The 24,516-nt window shown below is 67.0% G+C and carries 27 protein-coding genes; 14 read left to right on the top strand and 13 right to left on the bottom strand.

Features of this window, described 5'->3' with window-relative positions; all coding sequences use genetic code 11:
• Positions 1 to 24 precede the first annotated feature (24 nt).
• The 5 genes from A5724_RS21995 to A5724_RS21975 all read right to left on the bottom strand — a co-directional run bounded on the left by A5724_RS21995 (position 25) and on the right by A5724_RS21975 (position 6,439).
• A complete protein-coding gene (locus tag A5724_RS21995; protein ID WP_067807082.1) occupies positions 25 to 2,406 on the bottom strand; it encodes a glycoside hydrolase family 65 protein in 2,382 nt (793 codons plus the stop codon).
• Positions 2,403 to 3,146, bottom strand: coding sequence for a beta-phosphoglucomutase family hydrolase (locus A5724_RS21990; RefSeq protein ID WP_067807079.1), 744 nt, complete (start codon positions 3,144 to 3,146; stop codon positions 2,403 to 2,405). Before A5724_RS21990 ends, A5724_RS21995 begins: the two co-directional genes overlap by 4 nt.
• Positions 3,147 to 3,150: 4 nt before the next feature.
• The gene (locus tag A5724_RS21985; protein WP_067807076.1) at positions 3,151 to 3,576 is read right to left on the bottom strand and encodes a hypothetical protein; all 426 of its coding nucleotides are present in this window, start codon (positions 3,574 to 3,576) and stop codon (positions 3,151 to 3,153) included.
• Positions 3,577 to 3,644: 68 nt separating this feature from the next.
• Positions 3,645 to 5,189, bottom strand: coding sequence for an aldehyde dehydrogenase family protein (locus tag A5724_RS21980; protein WP_067807073.1), 1,545 nt, complete (start codon positions 5,187 to 5,189; stop codon positions 3,645 to 3,647).
• A complete protein-coding gene (locus A5724_RS21975; protein ID WP_067807274.1) occupies positions 5,186 to 6,439 on the bottom strand; it encodes a VOC family protein in 1,254 nt (417 codons plus the stop codon). The genes A5724_RS21980 and A5724_RS21975 overlap by 4 nt, the downstream gene beginning before the upstream one ends.
• 30 nt (positions 6,440 to 6,469) lie before the next feature.
• Between A5724_RS21975 and A5724_RS21970 the strand changes: the two genes are divergently transcribed.
• On the top strand, positions 6,470 to 6,922 hold the full coding sequence (locus tag A5724_RS21970; RefSeq protein WP_067807071.1) for an Lrp/AsnC family transcriptional regulator: 453 nt from the start codon (positions 6,470 to 6,472) through the stop codon (positions 6,920 to 6,922).
• 52 nt (positions 6,923 to 6,974) lie between these two features.
• Positions 6,975 to 8,327, top strand: coding sequence for an L-lysine 6-transaminase (gene lat, locus A5724_RS21965; RefSeq protein ID WP_067807068.1), 1,353 nt, complete (start codon positions 6,975 to 6,977; stop codon positions 8,325 to 8,327).
• Here the strand turns inward: lat and A5724_RS21960 are convergent.
• The gene (locus A5724_RS21960; protein WP_067807066.1) at positions 8,311 to 8,847 is read right to left on the bottom strand and encodes a restriction endonuclease; all 537 of its coding nucleotides are present in this window, start codon (positions 8,845 to 8,847) and stop codon (positions 8,311 to 8,313) included. The genes lat and A5724_RS21960 overlap by 17 nt on opposite strands.
• 123 nt (positions 8,848 to 8,970) lie before the next feature.
• Between A5724_RS21960 and A5724_RS21955 the strand changes: the two genes are divergently transcribed.
• The 4 genes from A5724_RS21955 to usfY all read left to right on the top strand — a co-directional run bounded on the left by A5724_RS21955 (position 8,971) and on the right by usfY (position 11,154).
• Positions 8,971 to 9,651: a PAS and ANTAR domain-containing protein gene (locus A5724_RS21955; protein WP_067807063.1), complete on the top strand. Its 681-nt coding sequence runs from the start codon at positions 8,971 to 8,973 to the stop codon at positions 9,649 to 9,651.
• Between the two features lie 70 nt (positions 9,652 to 9,721).
• Positions 9,722 to 10,099: a hypothetical protein gene (locus tag A5724_RS21950; RefSeq protein WP_067807060.1), complete on the top strand. Its 378-nt coding sequence runs from the start codon at positions 9,722 to 9,724 to the stop codon at positions 10,097 to 10,099.
• Positions 10,100 to 10,142: 43 nt separating this feature from the next.
• A complete protein-coding gene (locus A5724_RS21945; protein WP_067807057.1) occupies positions 10,143 to 10,769 on the top strand; it encodes a flavodoxin family protein in 627 nt (208 codons plus the stop codon).
• A gap of 76 nt (positions 10,770 to 10,845) precedes the next feature.
• Positions 10,846 to 11,154 carry a protein UsfY gene (usfY, locus tag A5724_RS21940; protein ID WP_067807056.1) on the top strand — a complete coding sequence of 103 codons (309 nt, stop codon included), beginning with the start codon at positions 10,846 to 10,848 and terminating at the stop codon, positions 11,152 to 11,154.
• 46 nt (positions 11,155 to 11,200) lie between these two features.
• On the opposite strand, the gene A5724_RS21935 is transcribed toward usfY, so the two are convergent.
• From A5724_RS21935 to A5724_RS21910, 6 genes are all read right to left on the bottom strand, one after another.
• The gene (locus tag A5724_RS21935; protein WP_067807053.1) at positions 11,201 to 11,440 is read right to left on the bottom strand and encodes a CsbD family protein; all 240 of its coding nucleotides are present in this window, start codon (positions 11,438 to 11,440) and stop codon (positions 11,201 to 11,203) included.
• 98 nt (positions 11,441 to 11,538) lie between these two features.
• The gene (locus A5724_RS21930; RefSeq protein ID WP_067807050.1) at positions 11,539 to 11,877 is read right to left on the bottom strand and encodes a hypothetical protein; all 339 of its coding nucleotides are present in this window, start codon (positions 11,875 to 11,877) and stop codon (positions 11,539 to 11,541) included.
• Positions 11,864 to 12,259: a hypothetical protein gene (locus A5724_RS21925; protein WP_067807048.1), complete on the bottom strand. Its 396-nt coding sequence runs from the start codon at positions 12,257 to 12,259 to the stop codon at positions 11,864 to 11,866. The genes A5724_RS21930 and A5724_RS21925 overlap by 14 nt, the downstream gene beginning before the upstream one ends.
• Positions 12,256 to 13,485 (bottom strand): NRAMP family divalent metal transporter, encoded by a 1,230-nt coding sequence (locus tag A5724_RS21920; protein WP_067807046.1) that lies wholly within the window; start codon positions 13,483 to 13,485, stop codon positions 12,256 to 12,258. The genes A5724_RS21925 and A5724_RS21920 overlap by 4 nt, the downstream gene beginning before the upstream one ends.
• Positions 13,485 to 13,949, bottom strand: a complete 465-nt coding sequence (locus tag A5724_RS21915; protein ID WP_067807042.1) for a hypothetical protein — start codon at positions 13,947 to 13,949, stop codon at positions 13,485 to 13,487. Before A5724_RS21915 ends, A5724_RS21920 begins: the two co-directional genes overlap by 1 nt.
• Before the next feature lie 42 nt (positions 13,950 to 13,991).
• On the bottom strand, positions 13,992 to 14,198 hold the full coding sequence (locus tag A5724_RS21910; protein ID WP_067807039.1) for a hypothetical protein: 207 nt from the start codon (positions 14,196 to 14,198) through the stop codon (positions 13,992 to 13,994).
• A gap of 141 nt (positions 14,199 to 14,339) precedes the next feature.
• On the opposite strand from A5724_RS21910, the gene A5724_RS21905 reads away from it, so the two are divergent.
• Together A5724_RS21905 and A5724_RS21900 are read left to right on the top strand one after the other, a co-directional pair.
• Positions 14,340 to 15,329, top strand: coding sequence for a glycosyltransferase (locus A5724_RS21905; RefSeq protein ID WP_067807035.1), 990 nt, complete (start codon positions 14,340 to 14,342; stop codon positions 15,327 to 15,329).
• The gene (locus tag A5724_RS21900) at positions 15,326 to 16,555 is read left to right on the top strand and encodes a glycosyltransferase (RefSeq protein ID WP_067807032.1); all 1,230 of its coding nucleotides are present in this window, start codon (positions 15,326 to 15,328) and stop codon (positions 16,553 to 16,555) included. Before A5724_RS21905 ends, A5724_RS21900 begins: the two co-directional genes overlap by 4 nt.
• A 5-nt stretch (positions 16,556 to 16,560) precedes the next feature.
• On the opposite strand, the gene A5724_RS21895 is transcribed toward A5724_RS21900, so the two are convergent.
• On the bottom strand, positions 16,561 to 17,430 hold the full coding sequence (locus tag A5724_RS21895) for a glycosyltransferase family 2 protein (protein ID WP_232004930.1): 870 nt from the start codon (positions 17,428 to 17,430) through the stop codon (positions 16,561 to 16,563).
• On the opposite strand from A5724_RS21895, the gene A5724_RS21890 reads away from it, so the two are divergent.
• From A5724_RS21890 to A5724_RS21865, 6 genes are read left to right on the top strand one after another with little or no spacing between them, the layout of a single operon-like run.
• Positions 17,429 to 18,460, top strand: coding sequence for an NAD-dependent epimerase/dehydratase family protein (locus A5724_RS21890; RefSeq protein ID WP_067807026.1), 1,032 nt, complete (start codon positions 17,429 to 17,431; stop codon positions 18,458 to 18,460). The two genes, A5724_RS21895 and A5724_RS21890, sit on opposite strands and share 2 nt — an antisense overlap.
• Positions 18,461 to 18,470: 10 nt before the next feature.
• Positions 18,471 to 20,084, top strand: a complete 1,614-nt coding sequence (locus tag A5724_RS21885) for a carbamoyltransferase C-terminal domain-containing protein (protein ID WP_067807023.1) — start codon at positions 18,471 to 18,473, stop codon at positions 20,082 to 20,084.
• Positions 20,081 to 21,571 carry an HAD-IIIA family hydrolase gene (locus A5724_RS21880; protein WP_067807020.1) on the top strand — a complete coding sequence of 497 codons (1,491 nt, stop codon included), beginning with the start codon at positions 20,081 to 20,083 and terminating at the stop codon, positions 21,569 to 21,571. Before A5724_RS21885 ends, A5724_RS21880 begins: the two co-directional genes overlap by 4 nt.
• Entirely contained in the window at positions 21,568 to 22,590 is a 1,023-nt protein-coding gene (locus A5724_RS21875; RefSeq protein WP_067807017.1) for a glycosyltransferase family 9 protein, read from the top strand. Before A5724_RS21880 ends, A5724_RS21875 begins: the two co-directional genes overlap by 4 nt.
• Complete coding sequence (locus A5724_RS21870) at positions 22,583 to 23,152, top strand: SIS domain-containing protein (RefSeq protein WP_067807014.1); 570 nt, start codon at positions 22,583 to 22,585, stop codon at positions 23,150 to 23,152. Before A5724_RS21875 ends, A5724_RS21870 begins: the two co-directional genes overlap by 8 nt.
• Positions 23,145 to 24,500, top strand: coding sequence for a PfkB family carbohydrate kinase (locus A5724_RS21865; protein WP_067807011.1), 1,356 nt, complete (start codon positions 23,145 to 23,147; stop codon positions 24,498 to 24,500). Before A5724_RS21870 ends, A5724_RS21865 begins: the two co-directional genes overlap by 8 nt.
• Positions 24,501 to 24,516 lie beyond the last annotated feature (16 nt).

Here is a 24,516-nt window from a genome sequence, read left to right as displayed (position 1 = left end):
GTTCACCCCCGACGTAGAGGGTAGTCAGTGGCTGTCGCTGGTGGCACGTGATTTATCGCTTCGCCGGTGGATCGGCGCGCGGCCCGGCGGTTGGCACGGCGGCGGAAGCAGCGGCTTGCGGCGCTGCACCGGCACCGTCGTCAGCGAGTTAGTGCACAAATCGAGCGGCTCGCCGGCATGTCGGATGGTCAGCCGATGGTCGGGGCCGTCCCGCAATCCGTATGTCACGTCGTCGTGTGTGACGTCGACGGTGAGTCGGAAGTTTCTCCATCGCAGCCGGAACCGCAGACGTGAGATACCGTCCGGTAGTTGGGGATTCAAATCGAGCTCCCCGTCGTGGTCTCGCAGGCCGCCGAAACCCGCGACCAGAGCGATCCACGCTCCCGCCAACGACGCCATGTGCAGGCCGTCGCGGGTGTTGTGGTGCAGGTCGCGCAGATCGATCAACGCCGCCTCGTACAGGTAGTCGTGCGCCAACTCGAGATGGCCCACCTCCGCGCACATCACTGCCTGCGTACACGCCGAAAGTGAGGAATCCCTGGTGGTGCGCCGCTCGTAGTAGTCGACGTTGCGCGCCTTCTGCTCGGGAGTGAATTCGCTGCTGCGCCAGTGCATTGCCAGAACAAGGTCAGCCTGCTTGACGACTTGCGAAGGGTACAGCCGTACGTAAGCCTCGTTCAGTAGCAGCGGATACTCGGTATTATCCGTGAAATTCCACTCGCGCAACGTCGTGAAACCCTCGCACTGTTGGTGCACACCGAGCTCCTTGTCGAACGGGATGTTCGCCGCCGCGGCCGCGTCACGCCACGCGGCCGTCTCCTCCGAGCCGACGCCAAGCGCGAGTGCCGCGTCGGGATGACGATTGCAGGCCTCGACCGCAGTCCGAAGGTTGTGTGCTGCCATCAGATTGGTGAATACATTGTCCCTGACGATGGCGGTGTACTCGTCGGGACCGGTCACACCGTCGAGATGCCACACTCCGTGGCGGTCGTGGTGTCCCAACGACATCCACAGTCGCGCGGTGTGCACCAGCACCTCGAGACCGCAATCGGCCTCGAGCGAATCATCGCCTGTGACTGTGCGATAGAGTTCGAATGCCATCGCGATGTCGGCGTTGATGTGCCAGGCGGCCGTGCCCGCGGGCCAGTAAGCGGAGCATTCCTGGCCGCGGATCGTCCGCCAGGGAAACGCGGCGCCGGCCAGATCCAGTTCCTCCGCGCGTTCGCGGGCCATATCCAGCGTCGAAGCCCGCCAGCGCAACGCGTCCGCCGCGGCACGGGGCGCGGTGTAGGTCAACACAGGGAGCACGAATCCCTCGGTGTCCCAGAAGGTATGGCCGTCGTAGCCGGTTCCGGTCAAACCCTTGCCCGGGATCGCGCGGCACTCGGCGCGCGCGCTGGCCTGCAACACGTGGAACAGCCCGAAGCGCACGGCCTGCTGGCAGTCCGCGTCGCCCTCCACTTCGACGTCCGCGCAGTCCCAGAAATCGTCGAGGAACTCCCGCTGTGCCGAGACCAACCCTTCCCACCCGCAGTACTGGGCACCGGCGACCGCCCCGAGCACCTGATCGCGCAGTGCAGGCCGGGAGCGCAGACTCGACCACCCGTAGGCGAGGAACTTCACGATCCGCAATTGTTGTCCGGGCCTCAGCCCGCAAATGATGGTCGTTCGCGCCCAGTCCTCACCGGCATCGGTGTCGACTTCGACACGGCCGGGCACGTCGATCTGATGCTCCATCGTCGCGGCCATCATCAACCCGCTGCTGCGGGTCCGGTGCACGAGCAGCGCGCCCCGCTCGCCAGCGTCGTGCTGCACCGCCTCCAGCGGATTCAGCAGCATGGCCGCGACCCGCGGATCGGCAGAAGGCTTGGGCTGGTCCTCGTTGGCCACGAGCTCGGATTGCACCGTCATGCGGGCGAATTCGTCGACGGCCTCCACGACGTACTCGATGGCGGCAACCCCGCGCTGCGCCAGCGATACCAGACGTGTCGAACGCAGCTTAATCCGTCGCCCCGCAGGCGATGTCCATTCAGCATGCCGGATCAGCGTGCCTGCGCGCATGTCAAGGACGCGCTCGTGGGATTCCAACTGGCCGTAGCGCACGTCGAAAGGTTCATCGTCGACGAGCAGTCGCAGGAGCTTGCCGTTGGTGACGTCGACGACCGATTGGCCGTCCTCCGGATAGCCGTATCCCGCTTCGGCATACGGCAGCGGGCGCGTCTCGTAGAAGGAGTTGAGGTAGGTGCCGGGCAGCCCGTACGGTTCGCCTTCGTCGAGGTTGCCGCGCAGGCCGATGTGGCCGTTGGACAACGCGAACACCGACTCCGACTGCGCCAGCAGGTTCAGGTCGAGGTTCGTCTCGCGCACGCACCACGGCTCGACGGGGAAGGTCTGTTCGGTGATCATCGGTTGGGCAGCAATTCGGCCAGATCGGTCACGACGGTCGTTGCGCCGTTGCGGCGCAACGCATCTGCCTGCCCGACACGGTCCACGCCGACTACGCAGCCGAAGTTGCCGCGCCGGCCCGCCTCGACACCGGCCAACGCGTCCTCGAAGACCGCCGCTTCGGCGGGCTCGACCCCCAGCAAGTCGGCGGCGCGCAGGAACGAGTCTGGCGCAGGCTTGCCGTCGATGTGTTCCTCCCGCATGGTCACGCCGTCGACGCGCTGTTGGACGAACTTGTCGAGTCCGGTGATTTCCAGCACTTCGCGGGTGTTGGCGCTCGATGACACCACCGCAATGGCCAGGCCAGCGGCGTTGGCCTGCTCGACATATCGCCGCGAACCCTCGAACACCTTGACGCCGTCCTCGCGCAGCGTCTGATGGAATAGGTCGTTCTTCCGATTGCCGAGGCCGTGCACGGTTTCGGTCGACGGATCGTCGTCGGGCGCGCCGTCGGGAAGCGCGATGTCGCGTGAGGCCAGGAACGACCGGACACCGTCCTCGCGCTTCTTGCCGTCGATGTAGGTCAGATAGTCCGATGCGACGTCGAACTCGACGAACTGCTCACCCGTTCGCTCAGCCCGCGCACGGAGGAAGGCGTCGAACATGGCTTTCCAAGCCTTCTTGTGCACGCTTGCAGTGTCGGTCAGCACGCCGTCGAGGTCGAACAGACAGGCGCGCACGGTGTCCGGTAGCCCCAGCATGCCGTTAGTGGAGTTGGGATTCTCGACGGATCGCGGCGTCGTCCGACCGGGCGGGCACCACCCGCAACGCCAACAGGCCGAGGAGCAGCACGCACAGCGCCGGTCCGCCGAAGAGCACGACCGCAAGCAGCAGGCCGGTGGTGGACCCGGACAGCGCGGTGGCGAACGCGAACGCGGCGATCACCCAGGACACGATGCAGGTGAGGACGGCCGTAACCACCGCGACGACGCAACTGGCCAGCACGCCGTAGTAGGCCGCACCGCTGACCGCCAGCACGACGAGAACCGGGATCCCGATGATCGCCGCTGCCGTCAACGAACCGGACGCTGAGCCGAGTTGGCGGGCGGCGGGTATCACCAATGCGCCTGCCGCTATCGCTGCGGCAACCACGCCGACCACTGCAAATACACGCGGATTGCTGTTTTGCATGGTCGTAGAGTGACCCGCTTACGCGGTATCAAAACGCCCGCGGGCCCTGGGAAAGACCTGTCAGGCCGCTATCCGAAGTGCACCCCTTGCGCCAGCGGCAACTCGGACGAGTAGTTCACCGTGTTGGTGGCCCGGCGCATGTATGCCTTCCACGCATCGGAGCCCGATTCGCGGCCGCCACCGGTCTGCTTCTCGCCGCCGAACGCGCCTCCGATTTCGGCGCCCGAGGTGCCGATGTTGACGTTGGCGATGCCGCAGTCCGAGCCGTCGGCCGCCATGAAGCGCTCGGCCTCTCGCACGTCGAGCGTGAAGATCGCCGACGAAAGACCTTGGGGCACCGCGTTGTTCAACGCGATCGCCTCGTCGAGGTCGTCGTAGGTCAACACGTAGAGGATCGGCGCGAACGTCTCCGAATGCACCACCGCGGTCTGCGACGGCATCCGCACCACCGCGGGCGACACGTAGTAGGCGCTTTCGTCCCCGACGTCATGGCGTTCGCCGCCGATCACCTCGCCGCCGTCGGCGCGGGCCTGCTCCAACGCCCGCACCATGTCGCGATACGCGGTCTCGTGGATCAGCGGGCCCACCAGTGTGCCCTCGGCGGCCGGGTCGCCGACCGGCAATTGCCGGTAGGCGTTGACGATCCGGCCGACCAATTCGTCGGCGATCGAGGTGTGCACGATCAGCCTGCGCAGCGTCGTGCATCGCTGTCCCGCGGTTCCCGCCGCCGCGAACACGATGCCGCGCACGGCGAGGTCGAGATCGGCCGACGGGGTCACGATCGCGGCGTTGTTTCCGCCGAGTTCGAGCAGCACCTTGCCGAACCGCTGCGCCACCCGTGGGCCGACCCCGCGACCCATCCGCACCGAACCGGTCGCGCTGAGCAACGCCACCCGCGGATCGTCGACCAGCCGTTCGCCGACCTCGCGGCCGCCCTGCACCAGTCGGGACACCGCTCGCGGGGCGCCCACCTCGTCGGCTGCCCGTTCGATCAGCGCCTGGCACGCCACCGCCGTCAGCGGCGTCAGTTCCGAGGGCTTCCACACCACGGTGTCCCCGCACACCAACGCGATCGCGGTGTTCCACGCCCACACCGCGACCGGGAAGTTGAACGCCGTGATCACGCCGACCACACCGAGCGGATGCCAGGTCTCCATCAAACGGTGATCCGGTCGCTCCGAGGCGATCGTCTTGCCGTACAGCTGGCGGGAAAGGCCCACCGCGAACTGGCAGATGTCGATCATCTCCTGCACCTCACCGAGGGCCTCTGAGGTGATCTTGCCGGCTTCGATGGTGACCAGCGTGGCGAGATCGGTCTTGTGCTCGACGAGCAGTTCACCCAACCGGGCCACCAGCGCACCGCGGACCGGCGCAGGTGTGGTCCGCCATGTCGTAAATGCTTGTGCGGCTTCGGCTATCGCCGCGTCCGCCTGCTCCGGCGTGGACTCCGGCACGGTAAAGAGCACGTCGCCGGTGATCGGCGTGCTGGCCTGCAATCCGGTGCCGCCCGGCTCACCGAGCGCGGTGCGCGAGCCGACGGCACTCAGCGCGTCACGGGTCTTGGCGCGCAGTTCGTCGGCGGTCGAAAGCTTCGTGGACTGAATCGTGGTCATGAGGACGCGACTTTCTCGTAGATCTCGTAGGGGTCGTGGATGTGGTGGCCGATCTGACCGGCGAGCCACTGCAGGCTGTACTGCGAATTATCCGCGGTATCTGCCGCCTGGCTGTCGGTATTGAGGTTGGAACGGAAGATTCCTGCCGCGGAGGCGGGCAGAAAGTCTTCGTAGACAACGGGTTTCGCCGGATCGCCGCAGTGGTAATAGGCCAGCCCTTCGGCCGCCATCGCCTCGTCGGTGGCGGGGAAGTAGTCGGCCCACACCGCGGCGGGATCCGGCGTTCCCATTGCGGCGTCGTAACGCTGCCTGCCCAACGGGGTCAAGGCCACCCCTCGCGCCTCGACCTCGCCGAACCGCACCCGCAGCGTGTCGTGCGACACCGAGCCGTCGGCCTCACGGAACCGTCGTGGCTCGGCCAGCGCACGAAATGACGTCTGCCGCAACAAGACCGCGGGCCCGTGCCAGGCGGGCGGGCCCTGGATGGCGTCGATCATCGTGACGCCGCGCGCGGTCATCCGCCGGTACAGCTCGTCGATGTCGAGCACCCTCGGCGTCAGGTGATTGATGTGGGTGGTGCGCACCCCGGCGATGTCGGCGGCCACTGCCGACACCTTGACGAGTTCGTCGTGCCAGCCGCGGTCGATCGGTTCACGCGAGAGCGCGAACGCCGACACCGCGTCGGCGACGAACCGTCGCGCGCGTGCACAATCGGCTCCGCCGTCGGCAGCGATGTGTCGCGCCTCGGCGATCAGCGCCGGGTCGAACAACTGCCGCGCATCGAGGAACCGCTCGACGCGGGCCCGCAACTGCGGCGAGAAGAACCGCTCGTCCGCGGTCGCCAACATCGACGTGAAGACCCGGAACGGGTTGGCGGCCAGTTGGTCGGTATCGATCGGACGGAACGCGGTCGACACGACCGGGACCGGCGATGCCGCTTCGCGCAGGTCGTAGAAGCCGACCGGGAACATCCCGAACGCCGCGAACAGATCCGCGACGTCGGCGAGTTCGCGGGCGCTGCCCACCCTGATCGCGCCGTGACGTTCGGCCGTCACCCGGTCCAACGAACCGAGGCGCTCGTCGCCGCGCATGTCGCGGTTCACCGCGGTGCTGACTTCGCGGTTCACCGCGGTGCTGACTTCCACCAGCGTGTGATACGCGGGAACCTCGGCGCCGTAGAGGCGCGACAACGCGGCCGCGAATTCGGCGCGAAGCCGCGAGGTCTCCCAGAAATCGGAGCGCCGGGTCATTTTCACGACCACCTTGGATAGGGTGCCGCCATGAGCGAACCGCTCGACGAGATCGATCGCACCCTCGCGCGTGAACTGGTGGCCGACGGACGCGCGACGCTGGCGCATCTCGCGGCGGTGGCCGGGTTGTCGGTGTCGGCTGTCCAGTCCCGGGTGCGGCGGCTGGAGTCGCGTGGCGTGGTGACCGGGTACTCGGCCCGGATCAACCCCGAGGCCATCGGGCACTTGCTGTCCGCGTTTGTGGCCATCACTCCTCTTGATCCCTCCCAACCTGATGATGCGCCCGCCCGGCTCGAACACATCGCGGAAATCGAGTCCTGTTACTCGGTCGCAGGAGAAGAGAGCTACATCCTGCTGGTGCGTGTCGAATCGGCGCGGGCGCTCGAAGATTTGCTGCAACGGATTCGGACGGCGGCGAACGTGCGGACCCGAAGCACGATCATCCTACAGACTTTTTACGCTGGCCGCGAGTTCATACCGTAATAGTTCCGGTCACACGGCATTACCACCGTAAATAATCTGTTAAGATGGTCTCATGACTGCCGTGCTGACCTCCGCTGCCCTGCGTCCCCACGACGTCCGCGACGTGCTGGCCCGCAGCATGCTGGCCGATGGGCTCGACTTCGTCCTCGACATCGACCGCTCATCGGGGTCGTATCTGGTCGACGCCCGCACCGGCGAGCGTTACCTCGACATGTTCACGTTCTTCGCGTCGTCCGCGCTGGGCATGAACCACCCGGCGCTGGCCGACGACGAGGACTTCCGCGCCGAACTGGCACAGGCCGCGGTCAACAAGCCGAGCAACTCCGACGTGTACAGCGTGCCGATGGCGCGCTTCGTCGACACTTTCGCCAGGGTGCTCGGCGATCCCGCGCTGCCGCATCTGTTCTTCGTCGACGGGGGAGCGCTGGCCGTCGAGAACGCGCTCAAGGTCGCATTCGACTGGAAGAGCCGGCACAACGAGGCGCACGGCAGAGACCCCGAACTCGGCACCAAGGTGCTGCACCTGCGCGGGGCCTTCCACGGCCGCAGCGGGTACACGCTGTCGCTGACCAACACCGACCCCAACAAGGTGGCGCGGTTCCCGAAGTTCGAATGGCCGCGGATCGACGCGCCGTACATCCGCCCCGGCGCCGACATGGACGCGCTCGAAGCCGAGTCGCTGCGCCAGGCGCGTGCGGCGTTCGAAGCCAACCCGCACGACATCGCGTGCTTCATCGCCGAACCGATCCAGGGTGAGGGTGGCGACCGGCACTTCCGGCCGGAGTACTTCGCCGCGATGCGCGCACTGTGCGACGAGTTCGATGCGCTGCTGATCTTCGACGAGGTGCAGACAGGTTGCGGATTCACCGGAACCGCGTGGGCTTACCAGCAACTGGGCGTCACACCGGACATCGTTTCGTTCGGGAAGAAGACGCAGGTGTGCGGGATCATGGCGGGCGGCCGCGCACGCGAGGAGCGATTCAAGACCCGCGTGGATGAGGTGCGCGACAACGTGTTCGCCGTCAGCTCGCGGATCAATTCGACCTGGGGCGGCAACCTGGTCGACATGGTGCGCTCCCGCCGCATCCTGGAGGTCATCGAATCGGACGGGTTGATGATGCGCGCCGCCAACGCAGGCCGCTATCTGCTGGATCAGCTGGCCGAGTTGGCCGACGAGTTCCCCGGCCTGGTCCTCGACGTGCGTGGTCGCGGCTTGATGTGCGCGTTCAGCCTGCCCAGCGGCGCAGAGCGGGACGAGTTGATCCGCAGGTTGTGGGATCGCCACGTCATCATGCTCGCCAGCGGTCCGGACAGCGTGCGGTTCCGCCCGGCGCTGACGGTGACGCATGACGAGATCGACACCGCCGTCGCGGCGGTGCGGCAGGTGCTCACGCAGATGCGGTGAGGCGGCAAATCGTCGACCGGAGCCGGGGAAGTTCGCCTCGGCCCACGAGCTCGCAGCCGTGCAACTCCGCGAGTTTGCGTGCCGCAGGGGTGAATTCGTGGTTGGTGACCACCATGGTCTTGACGCAGTCCTGCATGGGTGCGCCGGCCACCACCTCCTGGATGGCGCTGGTGCCCACCGGGCGGGACTGCCGTTTGCACTGAATCGCAACACGATTCGGCCGTCTGCCGACGATGATGTCGACACCCCAGTCGCCCGTGACCGACGTCATGATCACCGGGACGCCGCACGACCGGACCATCCGCGCCACGTAGTCCTCGAACTCCGTGCCCGACATCTCGGCGGCGATGTCGTCGCGGGTGCTGACGCCCGACAGCACACCGCGCAGGAAGACAGGCGCCGCCGCGGCGAGCGCGGGCGCGACCGCGCCGACCGCCAGGCTCCACGGCGCGGACACGCCGAGAAGGTGTGCGGCGATGCCGGATACCACGCTCGCGACCACGTACAGCTTGAGCCTCACGGGTGGGAATGCTAGAGCCCCGCCCCGACAGCAGCGATCGCACTGATCCCGCTGATGTCCCCGAAACGAACGGCTGATCAGCTTCGATGCCGTGACGTACTGAGCCGAGCTAACCTGCACACCATGACCGAAGGGTTGACCGACCGCGAGGGGCAGACGCCCGTCGAACACGCGTTGGCGGGCGGCGAGCCCCAACGGGTCGGTTGGTTCCGGTTCTACTTCGCCGACGAGCGCTGGGAATGGTCGCCTCAGGTGGAGCGGATGCACGGCTACGAGCCGGATACGGTGCAACCGACGACGGACCTGGTTCTGTCACACAAGCATCCCGACGACTACGGTCAGGTCGCGGCGACGCTGGACGAGATCCGCCGCACCGCAGGCGCATTCTCCACCCGGCACCGGATCGTCGACACCAGAGGCGAAGTCCACGACGTGGTGGTCGTGGGGGACCAGATCTTCGACGAAGCCGGCGAGGTCGTCGGAACGCACGGCTTCTACGTCGACGTCACCCCGTCGCCGACGGGCGGCCACAAGGAGCGATTCACCGAGGCGGTCGCCGAGATCGCCGAGGCCCGCAGCGGCATCGAGCAGGCCAAGGGGATGTTGATGTTGATCTACCGGATCAACGCCGATTCCGCTTTCGAGTTGCTGAAGTGGCGCTCGCAGGAGACGAATACCAAGTTGCGCGCGCTGGCCGAGCAACTCGCCAGGGACTTCCTGGACCTGCCCTATGACGAGGTACTGCCCGCTAGGTCGGTGTACGACAGGCTCCTGCTGACCGCGCACCTGCGCGTCGAGCGGTAGAGGTTTATTCGTTCGCCGGACAGGGAATCTCCCCGCGCATTGGACGGATACGTTTGAGCAGGGAATTCGGGTGGCTGTGTATAACAATCCCAACGACTTACGGCACGACAGGGCAAACGTGCGCGATGCGGTGCGCTTCGGCTCGGTCGTCGCGGTGGCAGGGTTGGCGTTTCTGGTCTTCGCGGCGCTGTGGCTGAGCACGTGCCAGGGCGCCACCGCCGACACCGTGGCCTGCGGGGTGCCCCAGCGGACGTTGCTGTCAGTCGGTGCGCCGCTGATCTTCCTGGCAGGGGCGGTGTGGGCTTTCGTGCGTACCTATCAGACGTGGCGCAACCGTGAGACCTGGTGGGCGTGGCAGGGCGCGGGCTGGGTCCTGGTCACGTTGATGCTCGTGGTGGTGGCGATGAGCATGCCCGCGCTGGCAGGCCCCGTCCTGCTTGGCGGATAGCCCGGCGTCGTTTGACCTTTCGTCAGCCGGGTAGCCCCGGCGCATGCCCGAAACCTCTTCAGGACCGTTGCGCGCTGTCGCGCTCGTATGCAGTCTGAAACCGAGCCCTGCCCCGTCGAGCAGCGCCCTGATGGCCGAACACGTGTGTCAGGGGTTGCGGGAAGCCGGTGTGAAGACCGAATCGCTGCGGATGGTCGATTACGCGATTCACCCGGGCGTCGAGGCCGATATGGGTGACGGCGACGAGTGGCCCAGAATCCGCCAAACCATCCTGGACTCCGACATTCTCGTGCTCGCCACACCGATCTGGGTAGGCCATCCGTGCAGCATCGCGCAGCGTGTCCTCGAGCGTCTCGACGCCGAGTTGTCCACCACGGACGACGCCGGACGCCCGGTCATGGTGGGCAAGGTCGCGATCGTCGCGGTGGTGGGCAACGAAGACGGTGCCCACAAGGTCATCGCCGACCTGTTCCAGGGCCTCAACGACATCGGCTTCTCCATTCCCGCGCAGGCCGGAACGTATTGGACCGGCGAGGCGATGCAGTCGAAGAACTACGACGACCTCGACGAAGTCCCCGAACCCGTCGCCAAGACCACCGCCTCGGCCGCCCGCAACGCCGCCCATCTCGCCGCCGTGCTACGGCGCGAGCAGTATCCGCCGAACGCGTGACGGCGCCGCCGGGTAGTCCTACCGTTGAAATCAGCCCAGTTTCGGCGGCTGTAGGTATGCCGAGAGAGGAGTACCGATGAAGGGCCCGAAGGATCCTGTCGACCACGCGAGGACGACGCGGCCGCACGCAGGCGAGTCGATGAAGGACAACAAGATCATGCCGGGGCTGATCGTGATCGGCGTCGCCCTTGTGCTTTTCGTTTCCGCACTGGCCGCGCACGCGTCGGCACATCACAGCGTCGGGATCAGCCTCGGGATCACGTCCCTTGTACTGTTTCTGATTGGAGGAGGTTGGCTGCTCGTCGAGCATCTGCGGGTGCGCCGCATCGAAGATCGTTGGTACGCACAGCATCCCGATGCTCATCGACAACGCCCAAGTAGTTGAGACGAAAAGAGGCCCAGCCGATCGGCTGGGCCTCTTTCGTGTGAGATCAGTGCTGCTCGGATTCCTGACGCCGCTCGGCGGCATGTGCGCCGGCGCGGGCGGATTCCGCTTCGGCTTCCTTCTTGGCGACGTCCTTCTGGGCGTCGGCCTTGTCCTGCTGTGCCTTGCCTTCGCGGGTCAGATCGTCACGACCCGTGACGGTGCCGACCGCTTCCTTCGCCTTGCCCTTGACGTCTTCGACGGCGCCCTTGATGCCTTCTTGGGGGCCACTGTTCTTCTCGGTCATGCTTACCCTTCCACTGTTGATCTGGGTCGGAGGGCCCTGCGGGCCGACAAGAGGAATCTCCCCTCGCTGCGGGGTGGCATTCCCGTGGCCTCGAATGGCTAAACGCCTGCATCGCGCAGCACCGGGGAGTACCGGGTGAAACCGGGACGCAATCTGACCAGGTCAGAGCCGATTCGGGCGACGTCGTCCCAGGCGGCCACGAAAGTGCCGCGGTGCCGCCAGCGCATCAGTGCGGCGATCATCACAGGGGCGTTGGCCGCGGAACGCTCATAGCCGAGGAAGGACGACTTCGTGCGGGGGCTGATCACCAGGCCGAGAACCCGCGGCTTCGGCAGATCGTGCGCATCTGAGATCGTCAGTCGGACGTCGACCACCGTGCCCACCGGATGGTTCCCGGCGTCGACGACGCGCAGCCCGAGCACCTCACTCAGCAGCATGCCTGCCTCCCGGGATGCGCTTGACGATTCGATCGCACAGCCACTTCTCCATCCAGCCGCTGTCGAGGGCCACATCAGTGGGTTTCAACGTCACCACCACTGACACCGAGGCGACCAGATCCCACGGGATGGCCTGCAGGCGTGACCGAGGGGGCTTGCCGCCGAAGATCCGAGTGGCCACGACGTGACCGGACAGCAGCGAGGTCACCTGCGGGGCGTCGCTGCTGTTCGCGATGCCCGTGTCGAATTCCACCCCCGCGAGTTCGAGGTCGTCGACGATCCCCGCCGGATCGCCGGCGTCGTCGAGCAGTTGGCGGTCCAGCAGATGCAGGCGGGCGTCGAGCACTCGGCCGCGGTGGGGTTGGGTGGGAAGCTCGCTCATTGGCCGGCTCCTGTCACGATCATCAGCGGGATCGCGGCGAGCGACGCCGCCAGGATGATCACCAGATACACGGAGGCGAAGACGTTTGTCACCCTCCCGTTGGTCTCGGCGCCCATGTATTGGGAATCGTTGGCCACGATCAGGATTGGCAGATACGTCAGCGGCAACGCGATGGCAGAGAACACGACCGAGTACTCGGTGACCATGATCGGGTCGATGCCGGTGTAGAGCACCGCGGCACCGAGGACGATCGTCACCATCATCACCACATGGAATCGCGCCGCCTCCGCCGGACGCCGGAACTTCCCCCACGGCCAACCCAGGAATTGGGCCAGGATGTAGCCGCCGGACAACGCGGTTTCCAGCGCGGCGCCGAACGTCGCTGCGACGATCCCGACGATCGCGAACGCAAGGAACAGTTTTCCGCCCGCGGCTACGACCGGCATCACCGTCTCCGACAGAGTCGTGACTTCGATCTGGTTGGGCAGCAGCACGATCGTCGCGCATGCGGCGATCGCGATCGACAACATTCCGCCCAGCGGGAAGCCCACCAAGACGTTGAGCCGCGACGTGCCCAGATCCTTCTTGGTCCAATGCTCCTCCACTGCTCCGGAGGAGAAGAAGAACACCTCGTACGGTGTCATCGCGGCACCGAACAGTGCGACCGCGAAATACCAGTATGTGGCCGCCGACTCCTTCTCCGGAATGACCGGTGACGTGACCTGTTGCGTGAGGTCGGCCCAATTCGGGTGCAGCGCAAACACACTGACCGCGAAGATGATCAGGAAGAGGCCGAGCAGCCCGGTCACGTTCTCCATGATGGAGAACTTGACGCGCCACACCACCACCCATACGCCGAACGCGGCAACTGGAATCCACATCGTGCGCCCGACGTCGGTGGCCAACTGCAGCGCCAATGCGACGCCACCGATCTCGGCGGTCAACGTCATCAGGTTGATGAAGAATGACGCGGACAGGTTCGCCGCCGCGGCGCGTGGGCCGAGGCGCTCGCGGATGATCTCGAATGTGGCCCGGCCGCTGACGGCGGCGACACGTCCGGCCATGTTGGCGTACAGACAGATTCCGACCACCCCGACCACCACCACCCAGACCAGCGCCATGCCGAATCGCGAACCGACGACCGCATTGGTCACCAGATCGCCGATATCAACGAATCCGCCGATGGCGGTGAGGATTCCCAGTGCGACCGAGAAGAGCTTCTTCATCAGCGGTACGCGCTCTCGAGTGCGTCGGCCGCCGCGCGCAGGTCGTCACGCGCCTTCTGGGCGGGCGGCGCCTTGGTGACGTCTCGGATCGACGCGCCCGCCGCGTTCAGTTGCGCGATGATGTCGGTCATCGACTGGGCCAGCATGCGCTGGCGGTCGACGTCGACTGGATCCTCTGCCCGCAGCTCGGCAATTCCCTTGAAGGCCTTGACAACCTCGTCGCGCGCATCGGTGAGCGCAACGCTGGTGAGTGCAGTGGTGGAGCGCCGCTGCAGCCACATGTCCAGTGCCAGGGCGCCGCTGCGGGCCGCGCCGGTGGACTCCTCCATGGACTGGGCCAGTTGTCCCGGCATACCGTCACGGTTCGCCGGACAGCGGGTCAACAGCAGGCCGAACGCGACGAAGATCGCGACCAGGACGGCTCCGGTCCGCCAGCGCCGCGGGCGTCCATTCAGTTGTGCCATAGCCGCTCCCGTCAGCCCGGCAGTCACCACCGTTCGGGCCTGTCAGGACAGGTCCAGATCGACATCCTCGGGGTCGAGATCGACGACCTCGAGCTGTTCCTGCCAGTCGGCTTCCGTCGCCTCCAGCGGCGGGGAGTCCGGCGGTTCGGCGGAGGCCTCTTCGTCGAGTGCAGGCTCAGTGGGCGTCCGGGTTTGCTCTACCGCGTCGGCGACTGGCACGTCGTCGGGCAGGTGTTCGCTGTCTGGCATAACGGCCGGAATACCCTTTCTGATCTTGCCGAAAACCGGGCAACGGCCGCGTTCGATCCGGTTTACGAAAGTGGGTAGTCACTTAACGAAGAGTCGATCACTCGACCGTTACCTGTGAAGCGCTTCGGGTAAGCGGTTCGCATGTCGGGATCGCAAGCCGCCCATTCGGTATTGGTGTGGCATGTGCATGGGTCGTGGACGGAGGCACTCGTCGCGGGTCGGCATCGCTATGTACTTCCTGTGAACGAGAATCGGGATGAATTCGGCCGAGGTCTGTGTGGACGGAAATGGCCTCGCGCGCAGGAGATTTCGTGGAGTCGGTTGCGTGCCGAAGAGATTGACATGGTGATCTTGCAGCGGGCCGCTGAAATCGAGTTGGCGACACGATGGTTGGGTCGCAGGCCCGGCGTCGACATCCCGGCGGTCTACGTCGAGCACAACGCGCCGCGGCCCTTCGCCGTCGACAGCGTGCACTCGCTGGCCGGGCGCGACGACATTCCGCTGATCCATGTGACTGACTTCAACCGATTGATGTGGGACAACGGCAAGGCGCCGACCCGGGTGATCAACCATGGCATCGCCGATCCCGGCTTTCTGTACACCGGCGAGATCGGCGCCGCCGCCACCATGATCAACGAGCCGCGCAGGCGCTGGCGCACCGTCGGCGCCGATTTGCTGGCCGAATTGTCGAGGCACACCCCCATCGATGTGTGGGGCATCGGAAGTGAGGCGATGTCCGCACCGCCCCGGCTCTGCGGGAAAGGCGATGTGCAGGCACCGCGGCTACTGCACCAGGTGGCGCGGCGGCGGGTCTATCTGCACACCGCACGGTGGACCTCCCTCGGGCTCTCCCTGATCGAGGCGATGTTCCTGGGCATGCCGGTGGTGGCGGTCGCGTCCACCATGGCACCGCTGGTGGTGCCCCAGGAGGCTGGCGTGGTCAGCGCGGACGTCTCGACGCTGGCGCATGCGCTGGAGGGGTTCGTCACCGACGTCTCCGCCGCCTCCGCGGCTGGCAAGGCCGCCCGCGACTTCGCCACGACCCATTTCGGACTCGACCGGTTCCTCGCCGAATGGGACGACGTCATCCAAACCACATGCGGACAGCGCTCGAAGGGAGGGTCCCGATGAAGGTCGCGATGGTCTCCGAACATGCCAGTCCGCTGGCCGTCCTCGGCGGCGCCGACGCTGGCGGACAGAACGTGCATGTCGCCGAGCTGTCAGCGGCGTTGACGCGCCGAGGCCACACGGTGACGGTGTACACCCGGCGTGACGACCCGGAGTTGCCGGAACGCGTCGACATGCCGCAGGGGTACACGGTCGTGCATGTACCCGCGGGACCTGCCGAACACCTGCCGAAGGACGAATTGCTGCGCCACATGGGTCCGTTCGCACAATTCTTGGACGCGCAGTGGAGCGCCGATCGGCCGGACGTGACGCACGCCCATTTTTGGATGTCGGGGGTCGCAACCCAATTGGCCGCCCGCCATCTGGGAATCCCTGCGGTACAGACCTTCCATGCGCTCGGTGTGGTGAAGCGCCGACACCAAGGTGCCAACGACACCAGTCCCGAGGAGCGCCGGCGCCTCGAGGCGATGGTGGCGCGCGGCGCCTCATGGGTCGCCGCCACCTGTACCGACGAGGTCTTCGAATTGGTCCGGCTGGGCCGATCGCGCGCCAGGATGTCGGTCGTGCCCTGCGGCGTGGATGTGGACATCTTCACCCCGGAAGGCCCGGTGGCCCCGCGCGGCCATCGCCATCGCATCGTAAGCGTCGGAAGGTTCGTGCCCCGCAAGGGTTTCGACGTCGTCATACGGGCGTTGCCCGCGATTCCCGACACCGAACTGGTCATTGTCGGTGGCCCGGAGAAGTCGCAACTGAGCAAGGACAAGGAAGCCTGCCGACTGCTGAGGCTGGCTGACGAACTCGGCGTCGCCGACCGTGTGTACCTGTACGGGTCGGTCGCGCGCGGCGATATGCCGGCCATTCTTCGGTCAGCCGACGTAGTCGCCTGCACACCATGGTACGAGCCGTTCGGCATCGTGCCGCTGGAGGCAATGGCGTGCGGTGTGCCGGTGGTGGCCGCGGCGGTCGGCGGCATGCTCGACACCGTCGTGCACGACGTCACCGGCCAATTGGTCGAGCCGAATAGCCCTGCCCACGTGGCTGCAGCCATCAAACAGTTGGTGCGCGACGAGTTTCTGCGGCAGAGCCTCGGCGCCGCAGGCCGCGACCGTGCGAAGGCCCGCTACTCCTGGGACCGGATCGCCGCGGACACGTTGCGGATCTACGACCGGTTGGTCCCCCCCGAGCGACTTGTTCCGGCTGCGCCGGCGTCGAAGCTCTCGTCGGGATGACGGATTCATCGCGACTCCAGCACGGTCAGCGCGCGTTCCACACTGGCCGGCAGCTGCCTGCGCTCGTTGACGACATCCGGCAGCCGCCGAATCGCCTCGACAGCGGCCCGCGCATGCTCACGATCCTTCAGCGCGGCCGCGAACAGCGCACCAGCCGCTCTGAAGCAGTGGGGCATTGGGCGCCTCATCCACGTCGTCAGCACCGCGTTACGCAGTGTTCGAGCGTCCTGTGCCGCAGTGCTTCTTCGCACGGCGGACGGCTCGTGGATCGCGACGAGATCCGGGCAGTAGCACAGATCCCAGCCGAGCACGGCCATGTCGACCGCGAGCAACTCCTCCTCGCCGCGGAAGTGCAGGATTTCGCTGAAACCGCCTGCCGCCTCGAACGCCTGCTTACGCACCATCGCCGCACAACTCATGAATCCAAGCACGGACGGTCCCGGCAGATCGGAACGGCGACCGAGGGGGCTGGCGGCCAGCTGGGCACAGAACGGGTCCTCCCGGTCCTGCGGCCAGACGATCGTGCGCGCGGCTACCAGACCCAGCGACGGGTGCCGGTCGAACAGCGCGGCGCCGATCGCGGGGGACTCAGGCGTCCACCACGAGTCGTCGTCGCAGAACGCGACATACGGCGTTTTTGCCGCGCGGACCCCGATATTGCGGCCCACCGCTCCCAGGTTCTGGGTCAGCTCGATGACGCGCAGACGGCCCGCGGCCCTGGCCGCGACGTGATTCATGACTGCGACGGAATCGTCGTGGGAATCGTTGTCCACGACAATGATTGGGCAACACGTGCTGTCGAGCAACCTGGCAACCGTGGTGGCCAGCTCGTGAGCGCGGTTGCGGCTGGCGATGACGAACGACGTGCGGGCCATGGCATCCATAACGGTGCCGCCTACCCACGGCAACGGAGGACAAACACCGATGCATGAACTCAACCGCGTGATGGTCACCGGCGGCGGGGGGTTCCTCGGTGCACATATGTGCGCACGCCTGCTCGATGATGGCGTAGAGGTGTTCTGCGTCGACGACCTGTCGACGAGCGCCGCGTCGGCAGCGACCGCGTTTCTCGGCAAGTCCGGCTACCACTTCATACGGCACGACATCGGCGAACCGCTGCGCACACACGTCGATGTCGACACCGTGCTGCATTTGGCCTCGCCGGCATCACCGGTCGACTACCTGCGCCTGCCGGTACAGACCATGCGGACCGGCGCCCTGGGCACCGCCAACGCCCTCGACATCGCGGAACGCTGCGGCGCGCGCATGGTGTTGGCGTCGACCAGCGAGGTCTACGGTGACCCGCTGCAGCATCCGCAACCCGAAACATATTGGGGAAACGTCAATCCGATTGGGCCGCGAAGCGTGTACGACGAGGCGAAGCGGTTCGCAGAAGCGTTGACGTTCGCGTATCGGCGGGTGCGTTCGGCCGACGTGGGCGTGGCGCGCATCTTCAACACCTATGGGCCGGGGATGCGCTCCGACGACGGCCGCATGGTCCCGACGTTCTGCCATCAGGCGCTGGCGGGAGAACCGATCACGGTGACCGGCACCGGCCACCAGACCCGCTCACTGTGTTTTGTGGACGACACTGTCGAGGGGCTGCTCGCGCTGGCCCGATCCGACTTCGCTGGCCCGGTCAACATCGGAAATCCCGATGAGCTGTCGGTGCTGCACATCGCCGAACTCGTCCGCGACCTCGCGGGCAGTCGGTCCCCGATTCACTTTCTGCCCGCGGTTGAGGACGATCCGCAGCGTCGCTGTCCGGACATCACCGTCGCCGGTGAACGGCTGCGCTGGCGACCACGGGTCGACTACCGGACGGGGCTGGCGGCCACACTGAAGTGGTTCCGTGCCCAGCGAGACGCAAATCTCTCGAAATCCGCTGCCCTGCAGGGAAGATAGGAGATTCCTAGTGCGCATACTCGGCATAAACGCGGTGTTCCACGACCCGGCCGCGGCGCTGGTCGTCGACGGTCAGATCATCGCGGCGGCGGAGGAGGAACGATTCTCACGGCGCAAGCACGGTAAGCAGGCGGTGCCGTTCTCCACATGGGAACTGCCGGCTCAGGCGGCGCAATGGTGCCTCGCCGAGGCAGGGCTTCGGCCGTCAGACCTCGATGCGGTCGGCTACTCGTACGACCCACGGCTGATGGCCGAAGCCGACGTGACGGCAGGCGGTTTCGATTGCGACTGGGAGTACCTGCGCACCATGTATGCCGAGCGGGCGCCGCGCTTTCTGCAGGCTGCCCTTCCAGGACTGGATTCCGCGATCGTGCGGCATGTCCGCCATCACGTGGCGCACGCCGCGTCGAGCGCCCTCGCGTCGCCGCATCCCGATTGTGCCGTCCTGGTGGTCGACGGCCGGGGGGAGCGGACGTCGATGTTGGCGGGCAGCTTCACAGACAGCAAGATCGACGTGCTGGCCACCCAGGCCTTGCCGCATTCCCTGGGCCTGCTCTACGAAGACCTCACCGAGCATCTGGGCTTCAAACGTTCCAGCGACGAGTACAAGGTGATGGCGATGGCGTCCTACGGGACGCCGCGGTTCGCCGACCGGTTCCGCGAATTGGTCTATGCCACCGGCGAGGGCGGCTTCCGCACCGAGCCGGTGGACTGGACGGAGTTCGGCACGCGCGGGGAACACAATTTTGACTTGGCCTGCAGCGTGCAGAAAGTGGTCGAAGAGGTGCTTCTCGACCTCGTCCGTTGGCTGCGGGACCAAACCGAGTACGAAAACCTCTGTCTAGCAGGGGGAGTGGCGCTCAACTGTGTGGCCAACTCGAAGCTGTGGCAGCACGGCGGCTTCAGCAACGTCTGGGTGCAACCCGCCGCGGGGGACTCCGGCACCGCGCTGGGTGCCGCACTCGCCCTCGCGGGCGAGGCAGGCGAACCGCTCGCTCCCATGCCGACCGCCCAGTTGGGTCGCGGATTCTCCGACGACGAAATCGAGTCGACTCTGCGTGAGGCGGCGCTGGCCTACGAGCGGCCCGTGGACTATGCCGCCGCCGTCGGCGACGCGCTCGCCGACGATCTGCTGGTGGGGTGGTTCCAGGGCCGCGCGGAGTTCGGGCCGCGCGCGCTCGGTGGACGCTCCCTGCTCGCCGACCCGCGCAACAGCGCAAACCTGGAGCGGCTCAACACCGTCAAAGGCCGCGAGCAATTCCGTCCCGTCGCCCCGATGGTTCTAGCTGAGCGCGCGAGCGAAATCTTCTCGGGCGGACCGATTCCCAGCCCGTACATGTTGTTCGTACACGACGTCGCCGCCGAGTGGCGGCCGAAGATCCCTGCCGTCACCCACGTCGACGGCACCGCGCGGGTACAGACCGTCGAGCCGACGAACGCGCTGCTGCACGCCACCCTCAGTCGGTTCTGCGAACGTACGGGTGTGCCGGTGGTGGTCAACACCAGCTTCAACACGTCGGGCCGACCGATGGTCGACAGCCCCCGCGACGCATTGGAGTGCTTCGGCAGCGCGCCGATCGACGTGTTGGCGATCGGCCCGTTTCTGGTGAGTCGGCCCCGATGACGGGCTACGCCATCGTGATACCGACCATCGGCCGGGACTCGCTTCACCGTCTGCTGGCAGAACTCGACGGCTCCGCGGGGCCCCGGCCGGCTGAGGTGATCGTCGTCGACGATCGAGCCGACACGTCGACACCGTTGCATGTGGCGTCGAATTTGGCTGTGCGGGTGCTGCGCAGCGGCGCCAGGGGCCCCGCCGCCGCGCGCAATGTGGGGTGGCGCGCCACCCGCTGCGCGTGGATCTGTTTCCTCGACGATGACGTGCTACCGCAGGCGAATTGGTTCAGCGCGCTGGCCGACGACCTCGCCGCGGCCGAAGAAGCCGGCGCTGCCGGTTCACAGGCGATCATCGAGGTGCCGCGAGTGGCAGGCCGCAGGGCCACCGACGACGAGCGGCGCACCCAGCGACTGTCGGATGCCAAGTGGATCACCGCCGATATGGCCTATCGGCGTTCGGCGTTGGTAGCCATCGGCGGATTCGACGAGCGCTTTCCCCGCGCGTATCGGGAGGATTCCGATCTGGCGCTCCGAATCACCATGTCGGGCAACAACATTGTCAACGGCGCGCGGCGATGCACTCATCCGGTGGCCAAGGCGACGCTGTTCAGCAGTATCAGGGCGCAGATCGGCAACCGGGACAACGCGCTGATGCGTCGCAAGCACGGGAGGACCTGGCGGACCGCCATCGGGGAAGGCCGTGGACGGATGCCCGGCCACGCAATGACGTGCCTGGCGGCCGCCACCGCGCTGATCGCATCGCTGACCTGTCATGGGCGACTCGCGCGACGCGCGACTCAACTCTGGTGCGCGCTGACAGCCGAATTCGCCGCGCGACGATTCTGGGCGGGTCCGCACACCCCGGTCGAGGCCGGCCGAATCGCGTTGACCAGCATCCTGATCCCGCCCACCGCCGTGGCGCATCGCGTGTATGGCGAGTGGACCTTCCGGGCGGCGCGCCGGGACCCGCCGCTTGCCGTCCTGCTGGACCGTGACGACACGATCATCGAAGACAGCCCGTACCTCAACGATCCCGGCGGCGTCCGACCGGTCCCGGGTGCCCTCGACGCGCTGGGTCGGCTGCGCGAACGCGGGCTGCTGCTCGCCATTGTGACCAATCAGTCCGGGGTCGCGAAGGGCTTGATCACCGCCGAACAGCTGGAGGCTGTCAACGCGAAAGTCGATGCGTTGCTTGGGCCGTTCGATTCCTGGCAGATCTGCACCCATGACGAAGGAGACGGGTGCCGCTGCCGCAAGCCCGCGGCGGGCATGGTCGAGGCCGCCGCCGACGCGCTCGGCGTTGACCCGACACGGTGCGTGATGATCGGCGACACCGGCGGCGACGTCGAGGCGGCGCTCTCGGCGAACGCCGACGTGGTGCTGGTGCCCACCGAACGGACCCGACGACAGGAGATCAGCGACGCCAGGGCACGCGCCCGCGTGGCCGCCACCCTGACCGACGCGGTTTCACTCGTGCTGAAGGACTGCCGATGAACCGCGCGGTGGTGGCCAGACTGGACAGCGCCGGCGACGTGCTGATCACCGGTCCCGCGGTGCGCGCCGTCGCGGCCGCCCACGATGCGGTCACGTTCCTGGCGGGCCCGCGTGGCCGCGCCGCCGCCGAGTTGCTGCCCGCCGTAGACGACATCATCGAATGGCAGGCGCCGTGGGTGGATTTCGACTCCCAGGAACTCACCGCCGCGCACGTCGAGTCACTGCTCAAGCTGCTGCGCGACGTGGCGCCGAGCCGGGTGTACATCTTCACGTCGTTTCACCAGTCACCGCTGCCGCTCGCACTGATCTGCCGGATGGCCGACATACCGTGGATAGGCGCGATCAGCGAGGACTATCCGGGCACACTGCTCGACCTGCGCCACCACGTGGCGGCAGGTGTCCCCGAACCGGAACGAGCCCTGTCGCTGGTCCGCGCGGCCGGTTGCGAACTGCCGTGGGCGGACGACGGCGGGCTGGCCGTGCGAGAGTTGCCGAAGCTGCCCGACGACATCGCCGAAATCATCGGCCGAGCGCCGTTTCTCGCGTTCCACCCCGGAGCCGCTGTGCCCGCTCGCCGCCCGAGCACGCCGCGTAGCGCACAGATGGTCGCTGCGCTGGCTGCCGCGGGGCACCGCGTCGTCGTCACCGGGGACGAGTCGGAGAAAGCCCTCACCGCGGAGGTCGCCGGCACCGCCGCCGTCGATCTGGGCGGGCGAACCCCGCTGGCCATCCTGGGCGCGGTGTACGCGGCGGCGCGCGTCGTGGTGACACCGAACACCGGGCCCGCGCACCTGGCCGCGGCGGTTGGTGCACCCGTGGTGTCGCTGTTCGCGCCCGTCGTGCCCGCGTCGCAGTGGAGTCCGTACGGCAGGAATGTCATTCGTCTCGGCGACCAGGAGGCCCCGTGCCGAGAAACCCGCGCCCGCACCTGTCCGGTGCTCGGCCATCCGTGTCTGGATGGGATCACCGACGCCGAGTTGTTGGATGCGGTCGACCGATTGGAGATACATCGTGATTGAAACCCATATCACGGCCTTGGCGACCGCGGTCGGGCAGATCAGTGCGGAGGCACCGCGCCTGCAGGCGTGGGGCAGTCGACTGGCGGACGTGCTTATCGGTGGCGGCCGCCTGCTCGCCTGCGGCAACGGCGGCAGCGCCGCCGAGGCTCAGCATCTGACCGCAGAACTGGTCGGTCGGTTCCGCGATGAGCGGATGCCGTTGTCCGCCATCTCGTTACACGCCGACACGTCGGCGCTGACGGCAATCGCCAACGACTACGGCACTGACGATATGTACGCCCGAGGGGTGCGGGCGCACGGCAGACCTGGCGACATCCTGGTGGCACTGTCGACCAGCGGCACCAGCCCCAACGTGCTGTGTGCCGTCAAGGCGGCACACGAAACCGGGCTCACTACGTGGGCGTTGTCCGGCCCGGCGCCCAACCCGCTGGCGGCCATGTGCGATGACGCCGTCTGCGTCGAGGCCTCCACCACCGCGACGGTGCAAGAGATCCACCTGCTACTCGTCCACGCCCTGTGCATCGCGGTCGACGATGTGCTGTTGGGAGCCAGCCATGAGTGAACCCATTGTGATCGTGGGCGATTCGATGCTCGACGTCGATATCGAAGGCAGCGCGACTCGACTCAGCCCCGAAGCGCCGGTCGCAGTCGTGGACACGAAGCGGGTCTGGCACCGGCCCGGCGGGGCAGGTCTGGCGGCGGTGCTGGCCGCCCGGCTGGAATCCGACGTGGTCCTGGTAACCGCTTTGGCGGACGACCCCGACGGGCAGGCGCTGGACCGCCTGCTCACCTCCGCCGGTGTCACCGTCGTCCGACTGCCGTTGTCCGGTAACACCGTCTGCAAGACCAGGATTCGAGCCGCCGGTCACTCGATGCTTCGAGTGGATCACGGCGACGGCACAGCCGGGTGCGAGTCGATTCCCGGTCATGCGGCCGAGGTTCTGCAGAACGCGAGAGCGATCTGCGTCGCCGATTACGGCCGCGGCGTTGCCTCCCATCCCGGCGTCAGGGACGCGCTGACCGCAGCGGCGAACCGCGTGCCCGTCGTCTGGGATCCGCATCCGCGCGGTGCCGCGCCGGTGCAGGGCTGCTGGCTGGTCACGCCGAACGAGGCGGAAGCCGGTGCGGAAAGCGGCGATGCGCTGCGGAAGCGGTGGCATGCCAAGGCCGTCTGCGTGACGCGCGCATCGCGCGGCGCGGTCCTCGCCACCGCAGAGACCAACACGTTCATTCCGGTTCCGGCGGTTGCCGCCGGCGCAGGCGGCGACAGCTGCGGCGCAGGAGACCGGTTCGCCATCGCTGCGACCCTCGCGCTCGCCGCCGGAGAGGACGTCGCGGCGGCGGCCGCCGTGGCAGTCGACGCGGCCAGCCGATTCGTCGCCGCGGGCGGCGCGGCTGGCGTATCGACCCCGGTGTCTGTCGGCGCAAGCCATTCGGCCGTCGGCGAATTCGACGCCATCACCGGTGACGTCGCCACCGTACGTGACAGGCTGCGCAACCGGGGCGGGACGTTGATCGCCACCGGCGGCTGCTTCGATCTGTTGCACACCGGCCACGTCCGACTGCTGTGCGACGCACGACAACTCGGTGACGCGTTGGTGGTCCTGCTCAACTCCGACGCGTCGGTGCGAGCGCTGAAAGGCCCACGGCGGCCGGTGATGCGGGCCGAAGACCGGGCACGGGTGCTGTCCGCGCTGGCGTGTGTCGATGCCGTCATCGTGTTCGACGAACGCTCACCCGAGCGAATATTGGAGCAATTGCGCCCCGATGTCTGGGTCAAGGGTGGCGATTACGCCGAGGCCGATCTGCCGGAGGCCGAGGTGGTGCGCCGGCACGGCGGTGAAGTCGTGCTGCTGCCGACCGTATCCGGCTACTCCTCGTCGAAGCTGATCGCCGCCGCGCGGTCGTGACAAATGAAGGGATTTG

Origin of the sequence: Mycobacterium sp. ACS1612, from assembly GCF_001667505.1 — a bacterium.
Taxonomy (GTDB): domain Bacteria; phylum Actinomycetota; class Actinomycetes; order Mycobacteriales; family Mycobacteriaceae; genus Mycobacterium.
The sequence above is the reverse complement of the archived record's forward strand: the minus strand, read 5'-3'. Positions and strand labels throughout refer to the sequence as shown.

What these genes read in the sequence shown, in the direction of transcription:
- A5724_RS21995 (WP_067807082.1), bottom strand. Translation starts at nt 2,406, where the DNA reads ATGATCACCGAACAGACCTTCCCCGTCGAGCCGTGGTGCGTGCGCGAG.
- A5724_RS21990 (WP_067807079.1), bottom strand. Translation starts at nt 3,146, where the DNA reads ATGCTGGGGCTACCGGACACCGTGCGCGCCTGTCTGTTCGACCTCGAC.
- A5724_RS21985 (WP_067807076.1), bottom strand. Translation starts at nt 3,576, where the DNA reads ATGCAAAACAGCAATCCGCGTGTATTTGCAGTGGTCGGCGTGGTTGCC.
- A5724_RS21980 (WP_067807073.1), bottom strand. Translation starts at nt 5,189, where the DNA reads ATGACCACGATTCAGTCCACGAAGCTTTCGACCGCCGACGAACTGCGC.
- A5724_RS21975 (WP_067807274.1), bottom strand. Translation starts at nt 6,439, where the DNA reads ATGACCCGGCGCTCCGATTTCTGGGAGACCTCGCGGCTTCGCGCCGAA.
- A5724_RS21970 (WP_067807071.1), top strand. Translation starts at nt 6,470, where the DNA reads ATGAGCGAACCGCTCGACGAGATCGATCGCACCCTCGCGCGTGAACTG.
- lat (WP_067807068.1), top strand. Translation starts at nt 6,975, where the DNA reads ATGACTGCCGTGCTGACCTCCGCTGCCCTGCGTCCCCACGACGTCCGC.
- A5724_RS21955 (WP_067807063.1), top strand. Translation starts at nt 8,971, where the DNA reads ATGACCGAAGGGTTGACCGACCGCGAGGGGCAGACGCCCGTCGAACAC.
- A5724_RS21945 (WP_067807057.1), top strand. Translation starts at nt 10,143, where the DNA reads ATGCCCGAAACCTCTTCAGGACCGTTGCGCGCTGTCGCGCTCGTATGC.
- usfY (WP_067807056.1), top strand. Translation starts at nt 10,846, where the DNA reads ATGAAGGGCCCGAAGGATCCTGTCGACCACGCGAGGACGACGCGGCCG.
- A5724_RS21935 (WP_067807053.1), bottom strand. Translation starts at nt 11,440, where the DNA reads ATGACCGAGAAGAACAGTGGCCCCCAAGAAGGCATCAAGGGCGCCGTC.
- A5724_RS21930 (WP_067807050.1), bottom strand. Translation starts at nt 11,877, where the DNA reads ATGCTGCTGAGTGAGGTGCTCGGGCTGCGCGTCGTCGACGCCGGGAAC.
- A5724_RS21925 (WP_067807048.1), bottom strand. Translation starts at nt 12,259, where the DNA reads ATGAGCGAGCTTCCCACCCAACCCCACCGCGGCCGAGTGCTCGACGCC.
- A5724_RS21920 (WP_067807046.1), bottom strand. Translation starts at nt 13,485, where the DNA reads ATGAAGAAGCTCTTCTCGGTCGCACTGGGAATCCTCACCGCCATCGGC.
- A5724_RS21915 (WP_067807042.1), bottom strand. Translation starts at nt 13,949, where the DNA reads ATGGCACAACTGAATGGACGCCCGCGGCGCTGGCGGACCGGAGCCGTC.
- A5724_RS21910 (WP_067807039.1), bottom strand. Translation starts at nt 14,198, where the DNA reads ATGCCAGACAGCGAACACCTGCCCGACGACGTGCCAGTCGCCGACGCG.
- A5724_RS21905 (WP_067807035.1), top strand. Translation starts at nt 14,340, where the DNA reads ATGTCGGGATCGCAAGCCGCCCATTCGGTATTGGTGTGGCATGTGCAT.
- A5724_RS21900 (WP_067807032.1), top strand. Translation starts at nt 15,326, where the DNA reads ATGAAGGTCGCGATGGTCTCCGAACATGCCAGTCCGCTGGCCGTCCTC.
- A5724_RS21890 (WP_067807026.1), top strand. Translation starts at nt 17,429, where the DNA reads ATGGCATCCATAACGGTGCCGCCTACCCACGGCAACGGAGGACAAACA.
- A5724_RS21895 (WP_232004930.1), bottom strand. Translation starts at nt 17,430, where the DNA reads ATGGCCCGCACGTCGTTCGTCATCGCCAGCCGCAACCGCGCTCACGAG.
- A5724_RS21880 (WP_067807020.1), top strand. Translation starts at nt 20,081, where the DNA reads ATGACGGGCTACGCCATCGTGATACCGACCATCGGCCGGGACTCGCTT.
- A5724_RS21875 (WP_067807017.1), top strand. Translation starts at nt 21,568, where the DNA reads ATGAACCGCGCGGTGGTGGCCAGACTGGACAGCGCCGGCGACGTGCTG.
- A5724_RS21865 (WP_067807011.1), top strand. Translation starts at nt 23,145, where the DNA reads ATGAGTGAACCCATTGTGATCGTGGGCGATTCGATGCTCGACGTCGAT.